Origin of the sequence: Methylotenera mobilis JLW8 (assembly GCF_000023705.1) — a bacterium.
GTDB classification, from domain to species: Bacteria; Pseudomonadota; Gammaproteobacteria; order Burkholderiales; family Methylophilaceae; genus Methylotenera; species Methylotenera mobilis.
Window position 1 is genome coordinate 77206 of the sequence record NC_012968.1, and the last position, 18781, is coordinate 95986.

The window sequence follows — 18781 nt, forward strand, 5'->3', positions numbered from 1 at the left end:
ACAATGTCATGGACACAACAACTTATATCCCTGTGGCTGTTGATCAAATATTGGTGCCTCACCACATGTTCAATAAAGCTAAAGATCGTATCGAAAATCACTTATTAGCAGCACAAAGTTATCAAGAGCCTATCTGTATTGCGGTGATTGGTGATTCGCGTGCCGGCAAATCAAGACTGCTTGAGTATATAAGCAAGAAATATTCTAAAGTCCGTACTGCAGATGGTGTCATCATACCGATGATTTCCATTAAGACACCTGCTAAACCAACAGTAAAAGGTCTAGTAGAGATTATGCTACGTGAGATTGGTGACCCACTTTGGTTTAAACGCGGTTCCGAGACAGAGAAGACCGAGCAGCTATACATCCTACTCAAGCAAGCACAAACGCATACCCTAATCATTGACGAGTTCCAGCACTTCTACGATAAGGTATCGCATAAAGTGCAGCATTATTTATCGGATTGGCTTAAAAACTTTGTTGACCGTACGGGATTGATGATCATTGTGGCTGGCTTACCAGATTGCATGGCCGTCATTAACCAGAATGAGCAGTTGCGTGGTCGCTTCTTGGCGCCGATTCATATGCCTAGATTTGTATGGGGTACTGCCGAACAATGCGAAGAGTTTATGGATTGTTTGGAGTCTTTTCAACTTGGGTTAAGTCGATATGATTTTCCTGAGCTTGGTTCTGAGGAAGTCGCGTTTCGGTTTTTCTGTGCGACTGGAGGTTTGATTGGCTACATTGCCAAGATACTGTACATCGCCTGCCTGAATGCGCAGATGGCGAACACGCAGATTATCACCATGCATGATCTTGCAAAGGCATATGAAGAAGCCGTATGGATGGATGAAGTGACACCTATGATGAATCCATTTTCAGAGGATTTTGATGCAAGTCCCGTAGAGTATCTGCTAGAAATGGCAAAGCAAGTTGGAACTGCTTGTCCTGAAGTTTCTAAACCTCGTGCCACTCGATCACGCAAATCTGATTTACCTAGTGCAGCAAGCGTACTGGCGGCTTAAGCATGATGGATAAACAACCGCTTGCTATTACACCTTCCCCTGCAAAGGGGGAGGCTTTACAGGGCTTTATATTAAGAACATCAGCGCTTAATGGTTATTCCAGCCCATCAAAGATATTTGCTTACGCCGAGATGTCTGACAATGAAGCACGTTCGGCAAGGCCTCCTTTAGACAAGTTGGCACCGCTTTACGGAAGAACGACAGAGTCATTGATTGAAGCCGGATTGGATTATTTAGACGAAACTACTCCTGCTAAGCATTTACCTGTCATGAGGCACGCTATTCCATACATGTACACTAGGAGTAAGAATGCAGGATTTTGCTTGCAGTGTGTACAAGAAAAAGGCTTTATTGAAAGCTTTCATGAGCTGAAATATGCATTGGCCTGCCCACACCACCATTGCAAAACAATACTGTCTTGTCCGAGCTGCAGTAGCCCTCTGAACTGGCATCGTCGTAACCTAACCACCTGCAGTTGCGGTGAGGACTTGTCGGCGCATATGCCTCAGAATATTGAGCACCCAGCAATGCTTGTTCTGCTTGGCATTCTGCATGCTAAGTTAATGAAGCAGCCTTTACCGCATGATGAGATGCGAGCGTTAGGTTTTTCGATTGATGCGATAGAGCAATTGTCGATACAAACATTGCTCTCGATTATCTACCGTTTTGGTTTATTCAATCAAAAGCAGCAGCCTGCAAGCAATGAGTACGAGGTTGATTGGCAAGCGTTACAAACTACCGCTGAAGTACTGTCTGATTGGCCAAACAAGTTTCATGATTATTTAGAGGCCGTACATGCGCCTACAGCCAATCTTAATTTGAGTGGGTTGCGTGGTCAGTTCAACTCTTTTTATGAGTCTTTCTTCAAGAATATTGACCAGAGTAGTCACCTGCAATTTATGCGTGATGCGTTTGTACAGTTCGGTCATCAGCGGTGGCGCCAAGCTTCGGTGCATCCTAAGTTGTTAAGTGAAGCCGCCTTAAATGAGTCAAAAACACATGGGATGGGCATATACGAGTTTTCTAAGATGATTGGCGTACAACCAGCAACCGCCAGAAAACTCATTGCCAAAGGCTTGGTGCAAGTCACAAGCACCGAGCTTAATCAAACACGCAAATTGATAGAGTTGTCGCCACAACAGCAATTTACTTTTGCTGAAGGTAAAAGATTAAGCCTGAAAACGGCAGCGCAACGCTTAGATTTACCTGTTGAGATACTGAGGGTCTATCGTGCTAGAGGGTATTGCCAGGCTAAATACCTAACATTACCTATTGAACTATTTCATGAGAAGGATGTAGAAGTTTTACAGCAAGATTTGATGGGTGATTGCCAGCTGCAAAAGGTGTTTGTAGATAAACGTCACATCACTATGGCGCAAATCATGCGTATGAAAGTGAATGCTGATGTTAAAGCCACTTTCATAGTTGATGTGAGGAATAGAGCCATCACTCCACTTGGCACTTTATCTGAAATGCCAAGTGGCTTGGTGTTTGATAAATTCACCACGAAAAGACATTTAGAACAAATTAAACAGAGGCTGAATGGAGGTGTATCTTTTGAGGCTGCTATTGAAAGTTTGCAAACTAACCGAGCAGGATTGCTTGCACTAGTGAACACAAAGGCGTTGCAGTATCAGTTCTTTAACTCAGAAATGACTTTAGTGGAAAACACCTTGCTGAGCTTTAGTGATCAATACATCTCTTGCCAAGAAGTCGCTAATTTGAAGTCACTTACTGTTAGGTCGGTAATTAATTTATGCCAAGATTTAGGGATTCATTTGTATAAAACACCGCAAGCAGATTTGTTTAAGAATGAAGTGAATTGGATTGAAAGGAGCGATTTAGTATTGCTAGGCATAGACCAATTTTGCATATCTGGCTTATTTGAGATAGCCGCATAATAGTTAGACTAATATTCTGTCTCTAAATGATATAAATCCAGACTCTGGGAGTGCGTAATCATAAAGAAGATACTGATTACTCGTATACTTAATCAACTATTTAGAGCACGACTAAATCATGATTTGAAATATGATGAGACAATTTAATAATTACTACCGTAATTACACATTAATTTTATGAATCCAACTGATAAAGATATTAATATTGCTCAATCTGCAATTGAGGCTATGTCTAAAACAACCGATTTCAATGAGTTTGAGAGGCATTGGCAAGATTATTTGTTTCGAATCGAACGAGCATGGGAAACTGCAAGCAATTATGCAAAAAAGACTGGTGGAAAATGCCAGCGATGGATATCAAACAACTCAACTCTCCGAAAAAAAGACCCTTTACTTAGGTTTTTAAAACATGCAAGAGATGCCGAAACACACGCTGTAAGTGCAACTGTAGATAGATCAATAAAAGTATCTTTAGCTGATAGACTGGGACGGAAAATTCAATTGAATTCAGCGTCAGTATCTTTTGAAGATGGCGTATTAACTCTAGACCTTCAGTCTCCAGATAAGAGCGTAGACTGGCTCCCTGCTTTATTACCGGGTGATCCATACCTGACTAGATTCAAAACAAGAGGGGAATGGTACAACCCGCCAACTTATCATTTGAACGAAAAGATTAAGGATTTCCATCCAGTTGCAATAGCTATTTTGGGGTTGGAATTTTATCGTAAAGAGTTCACTGAGGTTTTTAGTCTTAAGTAATCTTTTAGTCACGACCGCGTTATCTAAAAAACAATAAAAATGCTTAAATACATCACAACTCTAGCTGCTGCTATAACTCCGCTTATGTATTTTCATGGTGCTTTATTCCATGAAAGCTACTTACGCGCTCTTGGTGTTCCAGCAGATCTTTTTCAACTACCTTTAGAAGACACATTGGTGCAAGGCTTTACTGCCTACATGCTTTTAGGCATCCAATATTTACTTTTATTATTTCTGTATCTGCTAGTTGCCTTAAGCATGACTTACAACTTGAATGAGGCTTCTAAAATAAGTTTTATAAAGCGTGTGGTAGCTTGGATTGCCCAACGAAGTAAAGGTCTTAATTTAGTTGATAAGGCAAAAGGTCACCATTTGACTGAAAAAACAATGAAGTGGGTAGGCTATTCACTTATAGCTGTACTTAGTTTGCTTATTTTTTTAGGCACTACTCTTGTGCTAGCAATGGAAGCCGAAAAGCTTGGAAAATAAATTGCTAATCGCAACATCAAAAATCCTGAAAAATATTACAAACTGCAGGAGTTACATTTAAGCAACGGCGCTTTAGTTAAGGGTTATACCTTCGCATGCTCAAATTATGGGTGTGTAGTTCATGCAGATAAAAAGATTCAAATTATTCGATTGGATAGGGTTGAGTCAATAGATGCCCTAATCACTCCCTATACACAATAAATTTACATTTGTGTATAAACAAAAAGCCACTTAATTTACACGGCATTTACCGACTCTGCAGACCGGGTGCGGGACGTAAACAAGTGACTATGGGAGCGATTTTGCACATTAATGAGGTCTTTTTAGGGTTGAGTCTCAGAAAAACATACTGCCTCCTAAACTGCTTAGAAGTACTCTTCGTTATCTTTAGGGGGTAGATTGCGTAGCACATCTTCTCTAGTTTTTAGCAGCGACTCATCCTGGCTTTTAAAAACTCTATCCATGACATGTAATACAGCTAAGGCATTCAGATAGTTACTCGCAAGCACTGAATGTTCTCCACGTTCAATTCTTTGTAACGTATTTAGACTAATGTGGGCTCTATATGCAAAATCACGTAATGAGATACCTCTTAGTTTACGCTGAGCAGATATCACCTTTCCCCAATAGCTAATAATGTCTAAAGCATCAATGCTAATTGGGTTTGTTTGGGGTATTCGTTTAGCCATGATGTACCTATAAAAAGTTTCTTATACGATATAATATACTTTTTATAGGTACGATATTAAGGGTTTTTCAAAATTAATTGTCTCGGCTTTTTTATAGCATTTCAATGGCCGAGGCCTTACATCACCTTGTAGCACCAATCCTTTTGGGCAGGGGATAGAGTCACGGGTGTTTCAGTTAAATAATCCGTGCTTGTTTCAATTATTTTAACTTTCTGAGTTGTAACGTTGTTGTATGAGACGCGAATCAAATTCGATGAAAAGCCTTTGTTTATCCAAAGCTCGTCGTAAGTGCGTATTTTATCTTCATAGAAAAAGCAAAACTTTAATTGCCTACTTTTCTTGAAACTTTTGCTTGGAAGAAAGTTAATCAATGTAACAAAAATGTAAGGCAGGTAATCAGGAATCAAATTAGCATAGCCATAAACATTAAGCCTCTTTGCTTCCTCCAGTATTTCAATGAACTCTTTAAAATCCAAGTATGACGTAATGGCTTTTACCCTTGAATATATCTGCTCAATATTGTTCTCTGTAAACAATCTATTTGCACGAACTGCAGCTTCATTAGGCAGTCTAGGCGCTAAGTTAAGATAAGGCCTTTTGGCAGGGTCTTTAGTTGGGCAAAATAGACTGTCATCATGGTAGAAGTGTCCGTCAGCTTTTTTCTTACCAGCTCTTACTTTCATTTGTCGCATACAAACTGGACAACGCGCCGGCGGCGCATCGTTCGGTTTTGTGTAGTTTAAGGCTACAGCGAATTTAAGATATTCCTCATGCGATATCAAGTCCGGTTTTATTGGGTGTAAAGCGTCGAACATCTATTTCTCCTCAAAGAATAAAGTATATGAGTGCTAATTGTTTTGGAGGCCCCCAAACTTCTTCTCCCAATAATCAGAAAATTAACAAACATCCTTGTACTATTAAAAAGCTAATCAAGAAAGGATTTATCAAGACATGACCAAATAAAGGCTGAATGCGAGACTTGTTGGATTTGAATGTAATTTAAATATTTGAATTATGAATGCAGATTAGAAAAATAAGTTCTTTAATTAATTTTTATTAAAACAAAAGTTGTATACTAAATAAAGTTAAACGAACTTATACTGCTATTTAAGTTACAAATCATTTACATTGTAAAAAAATTGTGTAGTATCACAACAAATTCTTGTGTATTTTTTATTGTTTGTAATGTTTTGATAGGGTATAATTCGCAACTTTTTTAAAGTTGTGAGTTCAGGGGAACGATCAATGATTACATCAGCATTAGCCATATTACTAGTTTTATTTTCGACATTAGGTTTACTTGTCGCGGTAGCGCTCGTCGTTAAAATTCTTAGGGCTAACCCAGAAGAGTTCAATGAGGCTCGCCGTTTACAAGGATCACCAATCAACGTTTTTAATGGTAATCTGAAAAACTCTTCAGATGAATGCGGTGATTTTAGGATTGTTAGAGGCTTAAAATTTGATGCGAAGAATAAAAAATATATTTCTCAATCAGCTTTATCTTCTGAGGGTCTTAAAGCTGTTTTTCCTCATTAGCCGTAAATAATAATTATATTAAATAGAGGGGCTAGCCCCTCTTTTTTTATGGGAAAAATATGTTGTATAAAGCGTGGATTCCAAACGTCTCCGGTAATTTGTCATTCAGTAATATTCGAGGTTCGAAAATCCCCAATCGAGCCAAAGCTCCCCACACATTTAATCATATTGCCAATGAAGATAATGGTTGGATTTATTCATTGCAAGAGCGTGATCTATCAGACGGGGCATTTCCCAATCGAGACGGTAAATTTTATTACCTACTAAAAGCCAATATAGAGCGCCGATGGGAACAAAATGAGATTTTGAGAGGATACGTAATAACTTATCCAAAAACTCAATTAACTCAAGAAGAAAAAAAATTAATTGAGACTATCAAAGCTGATGTTTTTGATTCAAATCAGATTGATAAATTGTTAGAAATTTGGAAACAAAAGTCTTTTTTTATTCAAGTGAATTTTGAACTTAGTCGGGATGGTTTTATCGATTTAAACTTAGAGCAAAGCTTAGATAAAGAAATATCATATTCGATAGTATTTGAATCTTATTCTTTCCTCAAGGATTTGATTCACGCACATAAATTCCATAGATATGACGATGATGCAATTGTCGTGCCCTATCCTGATAAACAGGATAACGACTTATGGATAGTAAAAACATTACGTAACCTTCATAGGTCTGTGGTGTTTAGCTATCGTAATGCAACGCATCAACAGGACATATTAAATGCTTTGGGGAAATTGTCATACTTAGATAGCTTCCAAAATATAGCAAAGAATAAGTATGGGGATTTAATTAGAAAGGACAATTGGATTGATACCGGCATTCTAAAAACATCATTAGATCTAAAACTTAGAGATAAAGAGAGCTTGGAAAATAATAAGTCTGATTTGCAACAAACTTTACTAAATATAATTTTATCTTTATTCGGTCTGATAATTGCAATGACTCAATTGCTTCAAGTGCCGTGTATCGATGGATTGACGTACGACTCATCATGTGTATCGCATGACCAGAAGTTTATGTTTGCATTAGATACCGGTTCATTGGGCTATGTGCAGATAATTTTAAAGTACTGGACTCAAATTGCTTTAAGTATGCCAATAGTTATTGGAATCCTATTAATAATGGTGAATTTTTGGCGAATTGACCGTTGGTTAAATAACAATATTGGTCACAGTTGGTGGGGTGGATATATCAGATCAATTTTGGCTTTTGCTGTCAGCGACAAATGTGGGATCTTACTGGCCTTTGGATGGGTCATTATATTCGCGGTTATAATGGTATCACTTCTGATGGTTGGTTTAGGACTATTCCATCCCTCATTTTATTGATGATTACCTAGAAATAGTTCCTGGAAGTATATTTATCTATTTTGATTTCTAGATATAAATCTTGTTTATAGTCACTTGTTTACTTTCCGCACCCGGTCTATAGAGTCGGTTAATGCCGTGTGTAAATAGGAGGCTTTTTATTTAAGTGCTGTGATTGGAAACATATCTTCTATCTTATTCATATTTTGAATATTGGATAGAGTGACAGAACTAACAACCCCGCCATACTCTAGTTAAACGCTATAAGATTTTTCTTCTTTTGTAGTACATGTCGCAAGCTCGATCCAAAGGTTGCCCACATTCCCACAATAGCTAAGCGAAAGCGTTGCTATTCCAACAATTACAAATGGCCACTAGATGGAGACGCATAGGTGCTAAACGCACCTATCGCCATGATCCATGTTTTTGGGTTAGTCCACTGAAAAGTAGCTGCACTCCCAAAACTATTGGCTCTGCTGTGCGGTCAGCCTGGCTTTTTTCTTCTAGTGGTTCTGATGTCGCAATACACTGGGCTAGATCGAGCATATACGCAGCACCTACCTACTTCAAGTACCCGTAAGTACGCTAACATTGAAAAGGACAACAAGGTGTCTAAGGGCATTTAACTTTCCATTTCAATTGACTACTCTCCAGTTCAGTTTCGACATTATTGAATGTCTACTGAATTCTGGGAAGTCTAGTAAGAGCATTTATTGATTTTGTAGTGGAACCTCTCGTTAGGGAAGACGCGATAGCCGATACAATGGCTAGTAACTAAAGAAATTGAAAAAAAGGAAAAAACATGAGCGATTGGGAGTTCCTATACGAAATGCATGAGCAAGGCTATAGTTCAGAGGAAATAGCTGATGCAGCTGGCTCTGGCTTAGCTCCGTGGGAATGGCAATATATAAGTAAAGAGTGGGTCGACTCGCAACTCGAAAGCGAACAAATAGAGCATTTTAAGAGTAGAGATGGATTTCCATTTAGCACCCTTGAACAAACTGAGATATTTCATGATTTGATTGACTGTGCAGAGCGTCACTTTGAAAACACTGGTAGATATTTACAGGTTTGGGGCGAGCTCGGAGAAATTTACGCTGAAATCAAGTTTGGGCTGCGTCGCCATGGAACTCATCGAGCAGGGTCGGATGGAACAATTGATGGCAGGCTTGTAGAGGTAAAAACCATCTCACCTGAGAAAACCAGCGATCATGTCCTAGTTAAGAGTCAAGGTGACTTTGAGCGGCTGCTTATCGTTCGTATAGATCGCCATTTTCAATTCCAAGGCAAGCTTTTTGAAAGAAGCGAATTAAAAGGCGCTACAGGCAAATTCCTTAGAGGGCAACTCAAGGACGATGAGTAAAATGGATAACCAATCATTAAAGGCTTAGGCTATGTTACTAGGTTAAAACTCGTTTTTATATTCAGTCCAAGCAACTTCAAAAGCATCTATTGCTGCCCGACAAGCATTCCTATGTCGCAAATGTGATAACCATGAGTCCTTTGAGGCATTGTCATTAGGAAATTTAGTATCTCTCTTAACATCACGAGCAAAATCTCCGACCATATCATTTCTATTTGCTTGTGACAGAATCCAATTGTTAAACCCAATAATTTGCATATGCTTTACCAGTTTTTAATAGTAAAAGTTTATATGCATATTAATGCATTATCTTATGCTGGAATACATCTATTGATGATGTGTATGAGTCTCATCCGCCATTGAACTAACCAGGGCCGTGCAACGTTTGCTTATGAGATAAGAACTGCTAGCAGCTTATGCGTCAATTTCATAAGAAACTTGCAGTTTATGAGGTATATAGCTTGCAGCTTATGTTGAATACCAAATTTATAACTTATTGTTTTTATTTATTGTTAAGTAGCTCCATTTAAGTCAGCCAACATTGTTTTTTATCACTAAAAAAATATAAATACCAAGATGGACGGAGATAAACGTAGCAAGTATATAAATTTCCATCATCTCTGCACGCCCTAAGATTGTGATATTTCTTTTCAGGGGGAGTTTCTAGGTACGCATAACCAGAAAGTTCGTTAACCAAAAAATAGAGGACACGTGGTTTTTCCCGAACTTTGCTTCTTATACTCTGAATCTCTGCTTGTTCCAGCAGGAGGCGATATTCAACCCACCGATCATTGCTCAAACCCACATTACGTTCACCTATTCCTTTTTGGGATTCTGGCACAATCCTATAGAACTCTGGATTCATAATTGACAAACTACGATCAACCCTTTGCATTTCTTCCAGTCGTTGCATAGCAGGCAATCGATTACTGAACTTTTCGCGCATCTCGGCTTCTTTCTCAAATCCTGAGGACAGAGTTAGTACGAGTAAATAAAAAAATCCTTTTAATAAACCTACAACAAGAACGAATCCGATCAACACCAATAATCCTCTTCGGGTATAGCAGCTTACGGTACGGTGCATGTTATTAAATTTAAACGATTTCACGTTAACCTTTCTACGTACATTTGTGTGAACAATTGAAGTGTATGTCACGCCGAATATCTTTGTTAGCCAAATAAGGTGGGCATATTATGCCAACGCGTAACACTCTAAATTTTCACTATTCCTTTTCGTCCATCGGCGAGTTTCTTTCTTTTGCTTAGCCAAAAGAAAGAAACCAAAGAAAAGGCTACCCCCTACCGCTTGTTTCCTATATTTCGTTAAATACTGGGTGGCAAGCTATAACCGTGAAGGTCATCCCATCATCACGAATTGCTAAAGCAATTGTTCTTATGTGAAAACTCGCTTTGCTCAAGCAGTCGCTTGCCGAAAGCTCCCAGCATTTAACAAAATATAGACGCGGAAGACAAGGGGCTTTAGGGCTATGTGGATGCTGCACCTGTTAAGCCAAAGTAGTATATCCCGCGTAAGCGGGCATGGCAGCCTAGTAGAGAGCGTATCTTAATATGCCAAATCTATCGCATTTTTTGTTGTGAGAAACTATCTCCTGTTTGGGCATTCAAATAGATTATTAAGTAGGAAATCTAAAGGTTGTCATAGAAATTTTTAGATGTGGTTTTAATTTCGCAGGCTTGTTAGGGTGGATGGTTAGTGATGATGGATTTTAATGCCTCGCCCGAAAGGAGAAGTTAAATGTCCAAAATGCGTATTGTTTTACCACTTGCAATCTTGTTAGTTGCTGGCTGTGTGGTTACTCCCGCAGATAGAGTGGTCGTAGCACCGGCTTTGCCTGTCGTTGTGGAGTTTGGTGCTGAGCCTTACTATTATCAACAAGGCTATTACTATTATTACGATAACCACTACTGGCGTTATTCAAATTCACGAGCAGGGCCTTGGTTAGACTTACCTCGCAGCCATTACCCTAAAGAAATCAGATATAGAGGTCGTGGCGGTGATGGCAGAGACCGAGATGGTGACAGAGATAGATACAGAGACCATGATCATGATGGCGGCTACCGCGAACGAGGCGGGTATTAATATGGCCTTTTTCTCAACGGCGTTCTGAGTAAAATAACGCATGTTAAGCCGCTAATTAGCGGCTTTTCTTATTTATTAGGCTCAAGTTCTTATCTGGCTAATGGTCAGGTCAATATAAACAGCATGAGCCAGTTGGCTTACTTAGTCTCCACCGCCGTTGCCATCATTAAGGGTTGTTTAATTGCCGATGTTTGGAGCTCAGTTGGCAGCCATCCACCACCAAGCGCCTTGAATGCAGCAACAGCTGATCTGGCAGATTCAGTTTGTGCTTGGGCTTTTGCATCTGAAATTTTCAATAAATTTTCATCAGCGTGTAGCACTTCAATTAAGCTCACTACACCTCTTTGATACGCGATAAAGGATGATTCACGCGCTTGACTCATTGATTGCTCTCCTCGCGCCAATGATGCTGTTTGCTGCTCACGCTTCACTAATGCAGAAATGGCGTTCTCTACATCTTCAGCCGCGCGTAGTGTTGATTGTCGGTAAGCTGCCAAAGTCTCTGCTTCTTGACCTTTTGCGTGGTCAATTTGTGCATCAATGCGGCCAAAATCAAACAAGCGCCAACGTAGGCCAATCACGCCTGCGGCCTGATTGGCAGCGCTACTAAATAAATTGCCACCAGAAATGGCGGTTGCACTGCCAATCAAGAGGCTGAGAGCCACCTTGGGATAGTACTCAGAGATGGCTTGACCAATTTTTGCATTGGCGATGGCTAATTTTCGTTCTGCAACGATGAGGTCTGGCCTACGTTGCAACAAATCGGCTGGAGAGCCTACAGATGCAATTTGAGGCGCAGCTGGAATAGGTTTAAATGTACTTAGTTCAGATCTGTATTTGCCGGGCGCAGCGCCTAGCATCACATCAAGCGCATTCATCGCCACATCAAGACCAGCTTCTAATACGGGAATAGTCGCTTCAACTTGGGCAACCGCCGCTTCCGCCTGTTGTACTTGCAGCTTAGGAGCTAGCCCTCTGGAATGGAGTATATTGACCTTAGTCACGAGTTGCTGCTGTGTTTCGAGTTGTTTTTTTGCAATATCTAAACGAGATTGTAAGCCACGGATGGTGATGTAAGTATCAGCCGTTTGCGCCGCCACCGCCAAGCGCGTTGCAACAGCGCCAGCCTTTGCTGCTTGATATTCAGCTAAGGCAGCGTTTTGTTCACGCTTTAACCCGCCAAAAATATCCAATTCCCAGCTAGCGTTAAAGTTCGCCTCATATAGATTGGCATCTCGGTTATAGCCGGGGGTTGCATTGAGAAGCTGTCCTAATGGGGACTCCAATGACTGATGGTTGCGAATGGTTTGAGCACTGATATTGCCAGAGGGGATTAATGCTGCATGTGCGGCACTAAGTCCGGACTTTGCCTGCTGGATTCTGGCTTGTGCCTGCGCAATATCGAAGTTTTGCGCTAATGCTAGTGCTACAAATTGCGTTAATTGCGGATCACCAAATCCCTCCCACCATTTCGCAAAATCAGCATTCGTGGTGGCTTTACGGTTATCCAGCGCAACTTGCCCTAGATAATGATCAGGTAACGATGCGTCCACTTTTTTATATTCTGGCCCAACGGCGCAGCTGCTGAGAATTCCAGCGCTTAATAAAAGTGGAATAAAACGAAAGGTAGGCATAATAATCCTTGAACTTATCAATTAAAGTTGTGACTATATTACAATACGGTCACTTATTGTCAATCCCCCAAAGTCAATGTATGCTACAAATATGATTAAAAAACTAGAAAACAACTTACGTGGTCCATCGGAACATAATGTCCGCGATCAGATAGTGGAAGCGGCGGCTGAGTACTTTAGCCGTTATGGGTATGAAAAGACCACCGTTTCCGATCTCGCTAAATCCATCGGCTTTTCTAAAGCCTATATCTACAAATTCTTTGCTACAAAACAAGCGATAGGTGAGGTGATTTGTTCCAACACCTTGAGTGCTATTTTGAAAGCAGTAGATGAAGCGATGGCGGGCTCTCCCACAGCATCAGAGCGGCTAAGACGCATGTTTAAAGCGGTTGTGGAGGCAAGTTCACAGTTGTTCTTTGAGGATCGTAAGCTCTATGATATTGCTGCATCAGCAGCGGGTGAGCAATGGCAGTCTTGCACTAATTACCATGAACAAATTAAAAAAATCATTTTAGAAATCGTGCATGAAGGACGTGTGACGGGAGAGTTTGAGCGTAAGACTCCGGTCGATGAAACCGTGAATGCAATCTATTTGGTTATACAGCCATATGGCAATCCATTATTGCTCCAGCATAATCTGCACTTGGCTGAGCATGCCCCTATCATTCTCTCTAACTTAATATTAAGAAGTTTGTCCCCATAAATTATTTAGTGACTATTGACATATTTAGTCACTAGTATCAGAATGCGAGTTACTACTATTAGGGAGTAACTCGTATGCTTAGCCGTAAACTTATTTCAGCCAGTGTCATTGGTCTATCCGCAATGTCACTGTTCGCGTGCAGTGAAAAAACACCTGATGACCCACGCACTCAAATTCCCTTAGTTAAAACGACAACGGTTAATGTCGCCTCTGAAGCTTCGCGCTCTTTTACCGGTGTCGTTGCTGCTAGGGTTCAGAGTGATTTGGCATTTCGTGTTTCGGGAAAAATACTGGAGCGCCTGGTTGATTCAGGGCAGCAAGTGAAGCGTGGCCAACCATTGTTTCGTATTGATCCCAATGACCTCAAGTTAACAGCGCTAAGTCAGAAAGAGGTTGTCATGGCCGCAAAGGCGCGTGCAGACCAAACTGCCGAGGATGAAATAAGGCACCGAGGCTTAGTAGAAGCAGGGGCAGTTTCCGCTTCCGTCTATGATCAAATAAAATCGGCGGCTGATTCTGCAAAAGCACAATTAAAAGCAGCTGAATCACAAGCTGATGTAGCAAAAAATGCATCTAATTATGCAGTATTGGTTGCCGATGCGGATGGTGTGGTGGTTGAAACGCTGGCAGAACCCGGGCAAGTAGTGAACGCCGGGCAGGCGGTGGCGCGTGTGGCGCATGCCGGTAAGCGTGAAGCCATTGTGCATTTACCGGAAACCTTACGACCAGCATTAGGAACAGTGGCACAAGCAAAGCTATATGGCAATGGCAGCAAAACCGTACCAGCTAAACTCAGGCAGCTTTCTGAATCCGCAGATGCGCTTTCTCGAACATATGAAGCCAGATACACACTGAGCGAAGGCTTGGCAGATGCGCCACTGGGGTCGACGGTCACAATTCAGCTAAATGAAAGTGGTTCTACAGCTGCCACTAGTATTGAAGTACCTATCGGAGCGATATTCGATTCAGGTAAAGAGTCAGGCGTCTGGGTGGTTGAAGGTAAACCATTACATGTGAGCTGGCGTCCAGTAAAACTAATCAGCATCAGTGAGGAATCAGCACGCATAGACAGTAACCTTAAATTGAATGAGCAAATCGTTGCGCTTGGCGCTCACCTTCTGCACCAAGGTGAAAAAGTGAGGGTGGCGACTGATAGCGACCTCGGTGCTGATTTGAAAAGTGGAGAAGAAAAATGAGCGGATTTAACCTATCCGCACTTGCGGTGCGCGAACGCGCTATCACGCTGTTTCTGATATTTTTGATTTCGATTGCCGGCATACTTGCTTTCTTTCAACTTGGGCGTGCTGAAGACCCGCCATTCACGATCAAGCAAATGACGGTAGTGACAGCATGGCCAGGTGCAACGGCTCAGGAGATGCAGGATCAGGTCGCTGAGCCATTGGAAAAGCGCCTGCAAGAACTCAAGTGGTACGACCGTGCGGAAACCTTCACACGCCCTGGTTTAGCTTTCACCATGGTTTCGTTTCTAGACAGTGCTCCACCTTCTGAAGTGAAAGAAGAGTTCTATCAGGCACGTAAAAAGCTCGGAGACGAAGCTAAAAAATTGCCTAATGGGGTCATTGGCCCAATGCTCAACGATGAGTATGCGGATGTAACATTTGCTCTATTTTCCCTGAAAGCCAAAGGCGAGCCACAGCGACTGCTTGTACGCGAAGCTGAGAAACTGCGTCAGCAATTGCTGCACGTAAAAGGCGTTAAGAAAGTCAATATTATTGGCGAGCAGTCCGAGCGCATTTTCGTGTCATTCTCCCATGACCGTTTGGCTACCTTGGGGATTACCCCGCAAGAGATTTTTGTTGCTCTGAACAACCAAAATGTTCTGACACCAGCTGGTTCTATTGAGACTAAAGGCCCACAAATATTTGTTCGCGTTGATGGTGCGTTGGAGAGTTTGGAGAAAATTCGACAAACCCCAATCGTTGCAAAAGGCCGTACCTTGAAGTTATCGGATATTGCAGCCGTTGAGCGTGGCTATGAAGACCCCGCCACTTTTTTAGTGCGCAATAACGGAGAACCGACGCTCTTACTTGGCGTGGTGATGCGAAACGATTGGAATGGCCTTGATTTGGGTAAGGCGCTTGAATCAGAAGTGTCTAACATCAACACTGAACTGCCTTTGGGCATGACGCTGACTAAAGTGACCGATCAGTCTGTCAACATCAGTTCAGCGGTAGATGAGTTCATGGTGAAGTTCTTTGTGGCTTTGCTTGTAGTGATGGTGGTGTGTTTTGTTAGCATGGGCTGGCGTGTTGGCCTCGTAGTGGCTGCAGCGGTGCCACTGACATTGGCTATCGTGTTCATCATTATGGCTGCGTCTGGCAAAAACTTCGACCGCATTACGCTGGGTTCACTGATTCTTGCGCTTGGGTTGTTGGTGGATGATGCCATTATCGCTATCGAGATGATGGTGGTGAAGATGGAGGAGGGCTACAGCCGCGTTGCAGCTTCTGCTTATGCTTGGAGCCATACTGCCGCCCCCATGCTTTCCGGTACGTTGGTCACAGCGGTTGGTTTTATGCCCAACGGTTTTGCTCGCTCTACAGCTGGCGAATACACCAGCAACATGTTTTGGATTGTCGGCATCGCGCTTATCGCATCCTGGGTGGTGGCAGTGGTATTTACTCCATATCTTGGTGTCAAACTTTTGCCGGATTTCAAGAAGATTGAAGGCGGTCACGATGCCATTTATGACACGCCTCGCTATAACCGATTCCGCCAAATATTGGGGCACATCATTGCCCGTAAATGGGTGGTGGCTGGCACGGTGGTGAGTCTTTTTGTTGTAGCGATCCTTGGCATGGCAGTGGTGAAGAAACAGTTTTTCCCTACCTCTGATCGCCCTGAAGTGCTGATTGAGTTACAAATGCCATATGGCACCTCCATTACGCAAACAAGTGCTGCAACAGCCAAGGTCGAAGCTTGGCTAGCTAAGCAGCAGGAAGCTAGGGTAGTGACCGCTTACATCGGTCAAGGCGCACCTCGATTCTTTTTGGCAATGTCTCCTGAGTTGCCTGATCCCTCATTCGCCAAGATTGTGGTGCTCGCGGGTAATGACAAAGAGCGGGAAGCCATTAAGCTAAGGTTGCGTCGCGCTATTGCGGATGGGTTAGCGCCTGAGGCACAGGTGCGTGTTACCCAAATCGTATTCGGACCGCCTTCACCATATCCTGTGGCTTACCGTGTGATGGGTCCTGACCCAGACCAGTTGCGCTTAATTGCAAATGAAGTCGCAGGTGTGATGCGCGCCAGCCCTATGATGCGCACGGTCAATACAGACTGGGGTACAAAAGTACCAACTCTGTATTTCAAACTGGATCAGGACCGACTTCAGGCCGTGGGATTGACCTCAAACGCTGTATCGTCGCAGTTGCAGTTTTTGTTAAGTGGCGTCTCCATTACTGAGGTGCGTGAGGATATTCGTTCTGTGCAGGTAGTAGGGCGCGCTGCTGGCGATATCCGTATTGATCCGGCCAAAATCAGTGGGTTTACATTGATCGGATCGGCAGGGCAGCGCATTCCATTGACACAAGTAGGTGTGGTTGAAGTGCAAATGGAGGACCCTATACTCAGACGCAGAGACCGCACGCCGACCATTACTGTCCGTGGCGACATCGACGAAAGTTTGCAACCACCGGATGTGTCGAGTGCTATGTTGATGCAGTTGCAACCGATTATTGATAAGTTGCCTGCTGGCTACAGAATTGAGCAGGCCGGTTCTATCGAGGAGTCAGAAAAGGCTAGCACGGCAATGTTGCCTCTGTTCCCGATAATGATCGCGCTCACCCTGCTGATTATCATCTTGCAAGTGCGTTCGATTGCGGCCATGGTCATGGTGTTTCTGACCAGTCCGCTAGGGCTTATCGGTGTGGTACCGACGCTCCTGCTGTTCCAGCAGCCTTTCGGTATCAATGCCTTGGTTGGTTTGATTGCACTATCTGGCATCCTAATGCGAAATACACTTATTTTGATTGGACAGATACGTGAAAACGAAGAAGCGGGGTTAGATCCTTTTAATGCGGTTGTAGAAGCGACTGTGCAACGTGCAAGACCAGTGATCTTAACTGCCTTAGCCGCAATCCTGGCATTTATACCGCTGACGCATTCAGTTTTCTGGGGAACGCTTGCTTATACGCTGATTGGTGGGACGTTTGCGGGAACGATTCTTACGCTCATGTTCTTACCGGCCATGTATTCCATCTGGTTCAAGATTAAACCAGCCCCAGTTAGCAGTTCATCTATCGTCAAACCCACCCATTAGAAAGGAATAATCATGTCACCCTCCAAAGTAGTTCTTGTCACTGGCGTATCATCAGGTATTGGGCGCACTGTCGCTAAAAAATTGGCTGAGCAGAACTGTCTAGTATTTGGCACCGTTCGTAACCTGAGTAAATCTCAAGCTATTCCCGGTGTCGTGCTTATCGAAATGGATGTACGAGACGAAGCATCGATAACCAGAGGAATCGAAACGATTATTTCTCAAGCTAAGCGTATCGATGTACTGGTGAATAGTGCAGGCGTAACCCTGCTAGGAGCCGCTGAGGAAACATCGATGGCGGAAGCACAGTCACTGTTCGACACTAACTTTTTCGGACTATTGCGCACAATTAAGGCCGTGTTGCCACATATGCGTCATCAGCGTTCAGGCCGAATTGTCAACGTCAGTTCAGTGTTGGGTTTTCTACCTGCGCCTTACATGGCGCTCTATTCGGCTTCTAAGCATGCCATTGAAGGACTATCTGAGTCTCTAGACCACGAAGTACGCCAGTTTGGCATCCGCGTTTCATTGATCGAACCATCTTTTACTAAAACTAATTTGGATTTAAATGCGCCACAAACTGTAGAGAGAATTTCTGACTACAGTAAAGAGCTAAGTATCGTTTCGAAAGCAATTCAAAACAACGTACAAAAGGCGCCGATGCCAAATCAAGTCGCAGACACAATAGTTAAAGCTTCTTTAGGTGCATGGAAGATGCGTCATACGCCTAAAGGCGAAGCGTCACTTTTGGCTAAATTGCGTCGTTTTATGCCAGCTGCCCCAGTTGAGAAAGGATTAAGAAAAACGTTTGGACTTGCTTGATTAAATCCAAAATTGTCATTAAGCCAACTAGCGTGGGCATCTATATGCTCACGCTTAACATTAGATATTCACCATTCACTTTCGCCCTTCAGTGACATTCTTCTTTAGCTTGTTCAAAAGTAGCCAAATAAAGAACTGCTCCTTATCGCATGGATCATGTTCTTCTCAGC

17 protein-coding genes are annotated in these 18781 nt (G+C 42.5%); 12 read left to right on the forward strand and 5 right to left on the reverse strand.

Going from position 1 to position 18781, the window contains the following annotated elements:
* Nucleotides 1-8 precede the first annotated feature (8 nt).
* From MMOL_RS00355 to MMOL_RS00370, 4 genes are all read left to right on the forward strand, one after another.
* On the forward strand, nucleotides 9-1025 hold the full coding sequence (locus MMOL_RS00355; RefSeq protein WP_012777441.1) for a TniB family NTP-binding protein: 1017 nt from the start codon (nucleotides 9-11) through the stop codon (nucleotides 1023-1025).
* Nucleotides 1026-1027: 2 nt separating this feature from the next.
* A complete protein-coding gene (locus tag MMOL_RS00360; protein WP_012777442.1) occupies nucleotides 1028-2926 on the forward strand; it encodes a TniQ family protein in 1899 nt (632 codons plus the stop codon).
* 177 nt (nucleotides 2927-3103) lie between these two features.
* Nucleotides 3104-3685 (forward strand): hypothetical protein, encoded by a 582-nt coding sequence (locus MMOL_RS00365; protein WP_012777443.1) that lies wholly within the window; start codon nucleotides 3104-3106, stop codon nucleotides 3683-3685.
* Nucleotides 3686-3724: 39 nt separating this feature from the next.
* A complete protein-coding gene (locus tag MMOL_RS00370; protein ID WP_012777444.1) occupies nucleotides 3725-4174 on the forward strand; it encodes a hypothetical protein in 450 nt (149 codons plus the stop codon).
* Nucleotides 4175-4539: 365 nt separating this feature from the next.
* Here the strand turns inward: MMOL_RS00370 and MMOL_RS00375 are convergent, their stop codons facing one another.
* Nucleotides 4540-4863: a helix-turn-helix domain-containing protein gene (locus tag MMOL_RS00375; RefSeq protein ID WP_012777445.1), complete on the reverse strand. Its 324-nt coding sequence runs from the start codon at nucleotides 4861-4863 to the stop codon at nucleotides 4540-4542.
* 116 nt (nucleotides 4864-4979) lie between these two features.
* Nucleotides 4980-5678: a hypothetical protein gene (locus MMOL_RS00380; RefSeq protein ID WP_012777446.1), complete on the reverse strand. Its 699-nt coding sequence runs from the start codon at nucleotides 5676-5678 to the stop codon at nucleotides 4980-4982.
* A 430-nt stretch (nucleotides 5679-6108) separates the two neighbouring features.
* On the opposite strand from MMOL_RS00380, the gene MMOL_RS00385 reads away from it, so the two are divergent.
* The 3 genes from MMOL_RS00385 (at nucleotide 6109) to MMOL_RS00395 (ending at nucleotide 9075) form a co-directional block, all read left to right on the forward strand.
* Complete coding sequence (locus MMOL_RS00385) at nucleotides 6109-6399, forward strand: hypothetical protein (protein ID WP_012777447.1); 291 nt, start codon at nucleotides 6109-6111, stop codon at nucleotides 6397-6399.
* Nucleotides 6400-6458: 59 nt separating this feature from the next.
* Nucleotides 6459-7733 (forward strand): hypothetical protein, encoded by a 1275-nt coding sequence (locus tag MMOL_RS00390; protein WP_012777448.1) that lies wholly within the window; start codon nucleotides 6459-6461, stop codon nucleotides 7731-7733.
* A gap of 781 nt (nucleotides 7734-8514) precedes the next feature.
* Nucleotides 8515-9075, forward strand: coding sequence for a hypothetical protein (locus MMOL_RS00395; protein ID WP_012777449.1), 561 nt, complete (start codon nucleotides 8515-8517; stop codon nucleotides 9073-9075).
* Between the two features lie 42 nt (nucleotides 9076-9117).
* Here MMOL_RS00395 and MMOL_RS00400 read toward each other — a convergent pair whose 3' ends face one another.
* Both MMOL_RS00400 and MMOL_RS00405 read right to left on the reverse strand, forming a co-directional pair.
* The gene (locus MMOL_RS00400) at nucleotides 9118-9333 is read right to left on the reverse strand and encodes a sterile alpha motif-like domain-containing protein (RefSeq protein WP_012777450.1); all 216 of its coding nucleotides are present in this window, start codon (nucleotides 9331-9333) and stop codon (nucleotides 9118-9120) included.
* A 268-nt stretch (nucleotides 9334-9601) separates the two neighbouring features.
* Nucleotides 9602-10159 carry a hypothetical protein gene (locus MMOL_RS00405; protein WP_012777451.1) on the reverse strand — a complete coding sequence of 186 codons (558 nt, stop codon included), beginning with the start codon at nucleotides 10157-10159 and terminating at the stop codon, nucleotides 9602-9604.
* Between the two features lie 672 nt (nucleotides 10160-10831).
* Here MMOL_RS00405 and MMOL_RS00410 point away from each other — a divergent pair.
* Nucleotides 10832-11176, forward strand: coding sequence for a hypothetical protein (locus tag MMOL_RS00410; protein WP_012777452.1), 345 nt, complete (start codon nucleotides 10832-10834; stop codon nucleotides 11174-11176).
* A gap of 137 nt (nucleotides 11177-11313) precedes the next feature.
* On the opposite strand, the gene MMOL_RS00415 is transcribed toward MMOL_RS00410, so the two are convergent.
* Nucleotides 11314-12810, reverse strand: coding sequence for an efflux transporter outer membrane subunit (locus MMOL_RS00415; protein WP_012777453.1), 1497 nt, complete (start codon nucleotides 12808-12810; stop codon nucleotides 11314-11316).
* Nucleotides 12811-12901: 91 nt separating this feature from the next.
* On the opposite strand from MMOL_RS00415, the gene MMOL_RS00420 reads away from it, so the two are divergent.
* The 4 genes from MMOL_RS00420 to MMOL_RS00435 all read left to right on the forward strand — a co-directional run bounded on the left by MMOL_RS00420 (nucleotide 12902) and on the right by MMOL_RS00435 (nucleotide 18611).
* Nucleotides 12902-13513: a TetR/AcrR family transcriptional regulator gene (locus tag MMOL_RS00420; protein ID WP_041928504.1), complete on the forward strand. Its 612-nt coding sequence runs from the start codon at nucleotides 12902-12904 to the stop codon at nucleotides 13511-13513.
* A gap of 74 nt (nucleotides 13514-13587) precedes the next feature.
* Nucleotides 13588-14709 (forward strand): efflux RND transporter periplasmic adaptor subunit, encoded by a 1122-nt coding sequence (locus MMOL_RS00425; protein WP_012777455.1) that lies wholly within the window; start codon nucleotides 13588-13590, stop codon nucleotides 14707-14709.
* On the forward strand, nucleotides 14706-17792 hold the full coding sequence (locus tag MMOL_RS00430) for an efflux RND transporter permease subunit (protein WP_012777456.1): 3087 nt from the start codon (nucleotides 14706-14708) through the stop codon (nucleotides 17790-17792). Before MMOL_RS00425 ends, MMOL_RS00430 begins: the two co-directional genes overlap by 4 nt.
* Nucleotides 17793-17804: 12 nt before the next feature.
* Nucleotides 17805-18611 carry an oxidoreductase gene (locus MMOL_RS00435; RefSeq protein ID WP_012777457.1) on the forward strand — a complete coding sequence of 269 codons (807 nt, stop codon included), beginning with the start codon at nucleotides 17805-17807 and terminating at the stop codon, nucleotides 18609-18611.
* Nucleotides 18612-18781 lie beyond the last annotated feature (170 nt).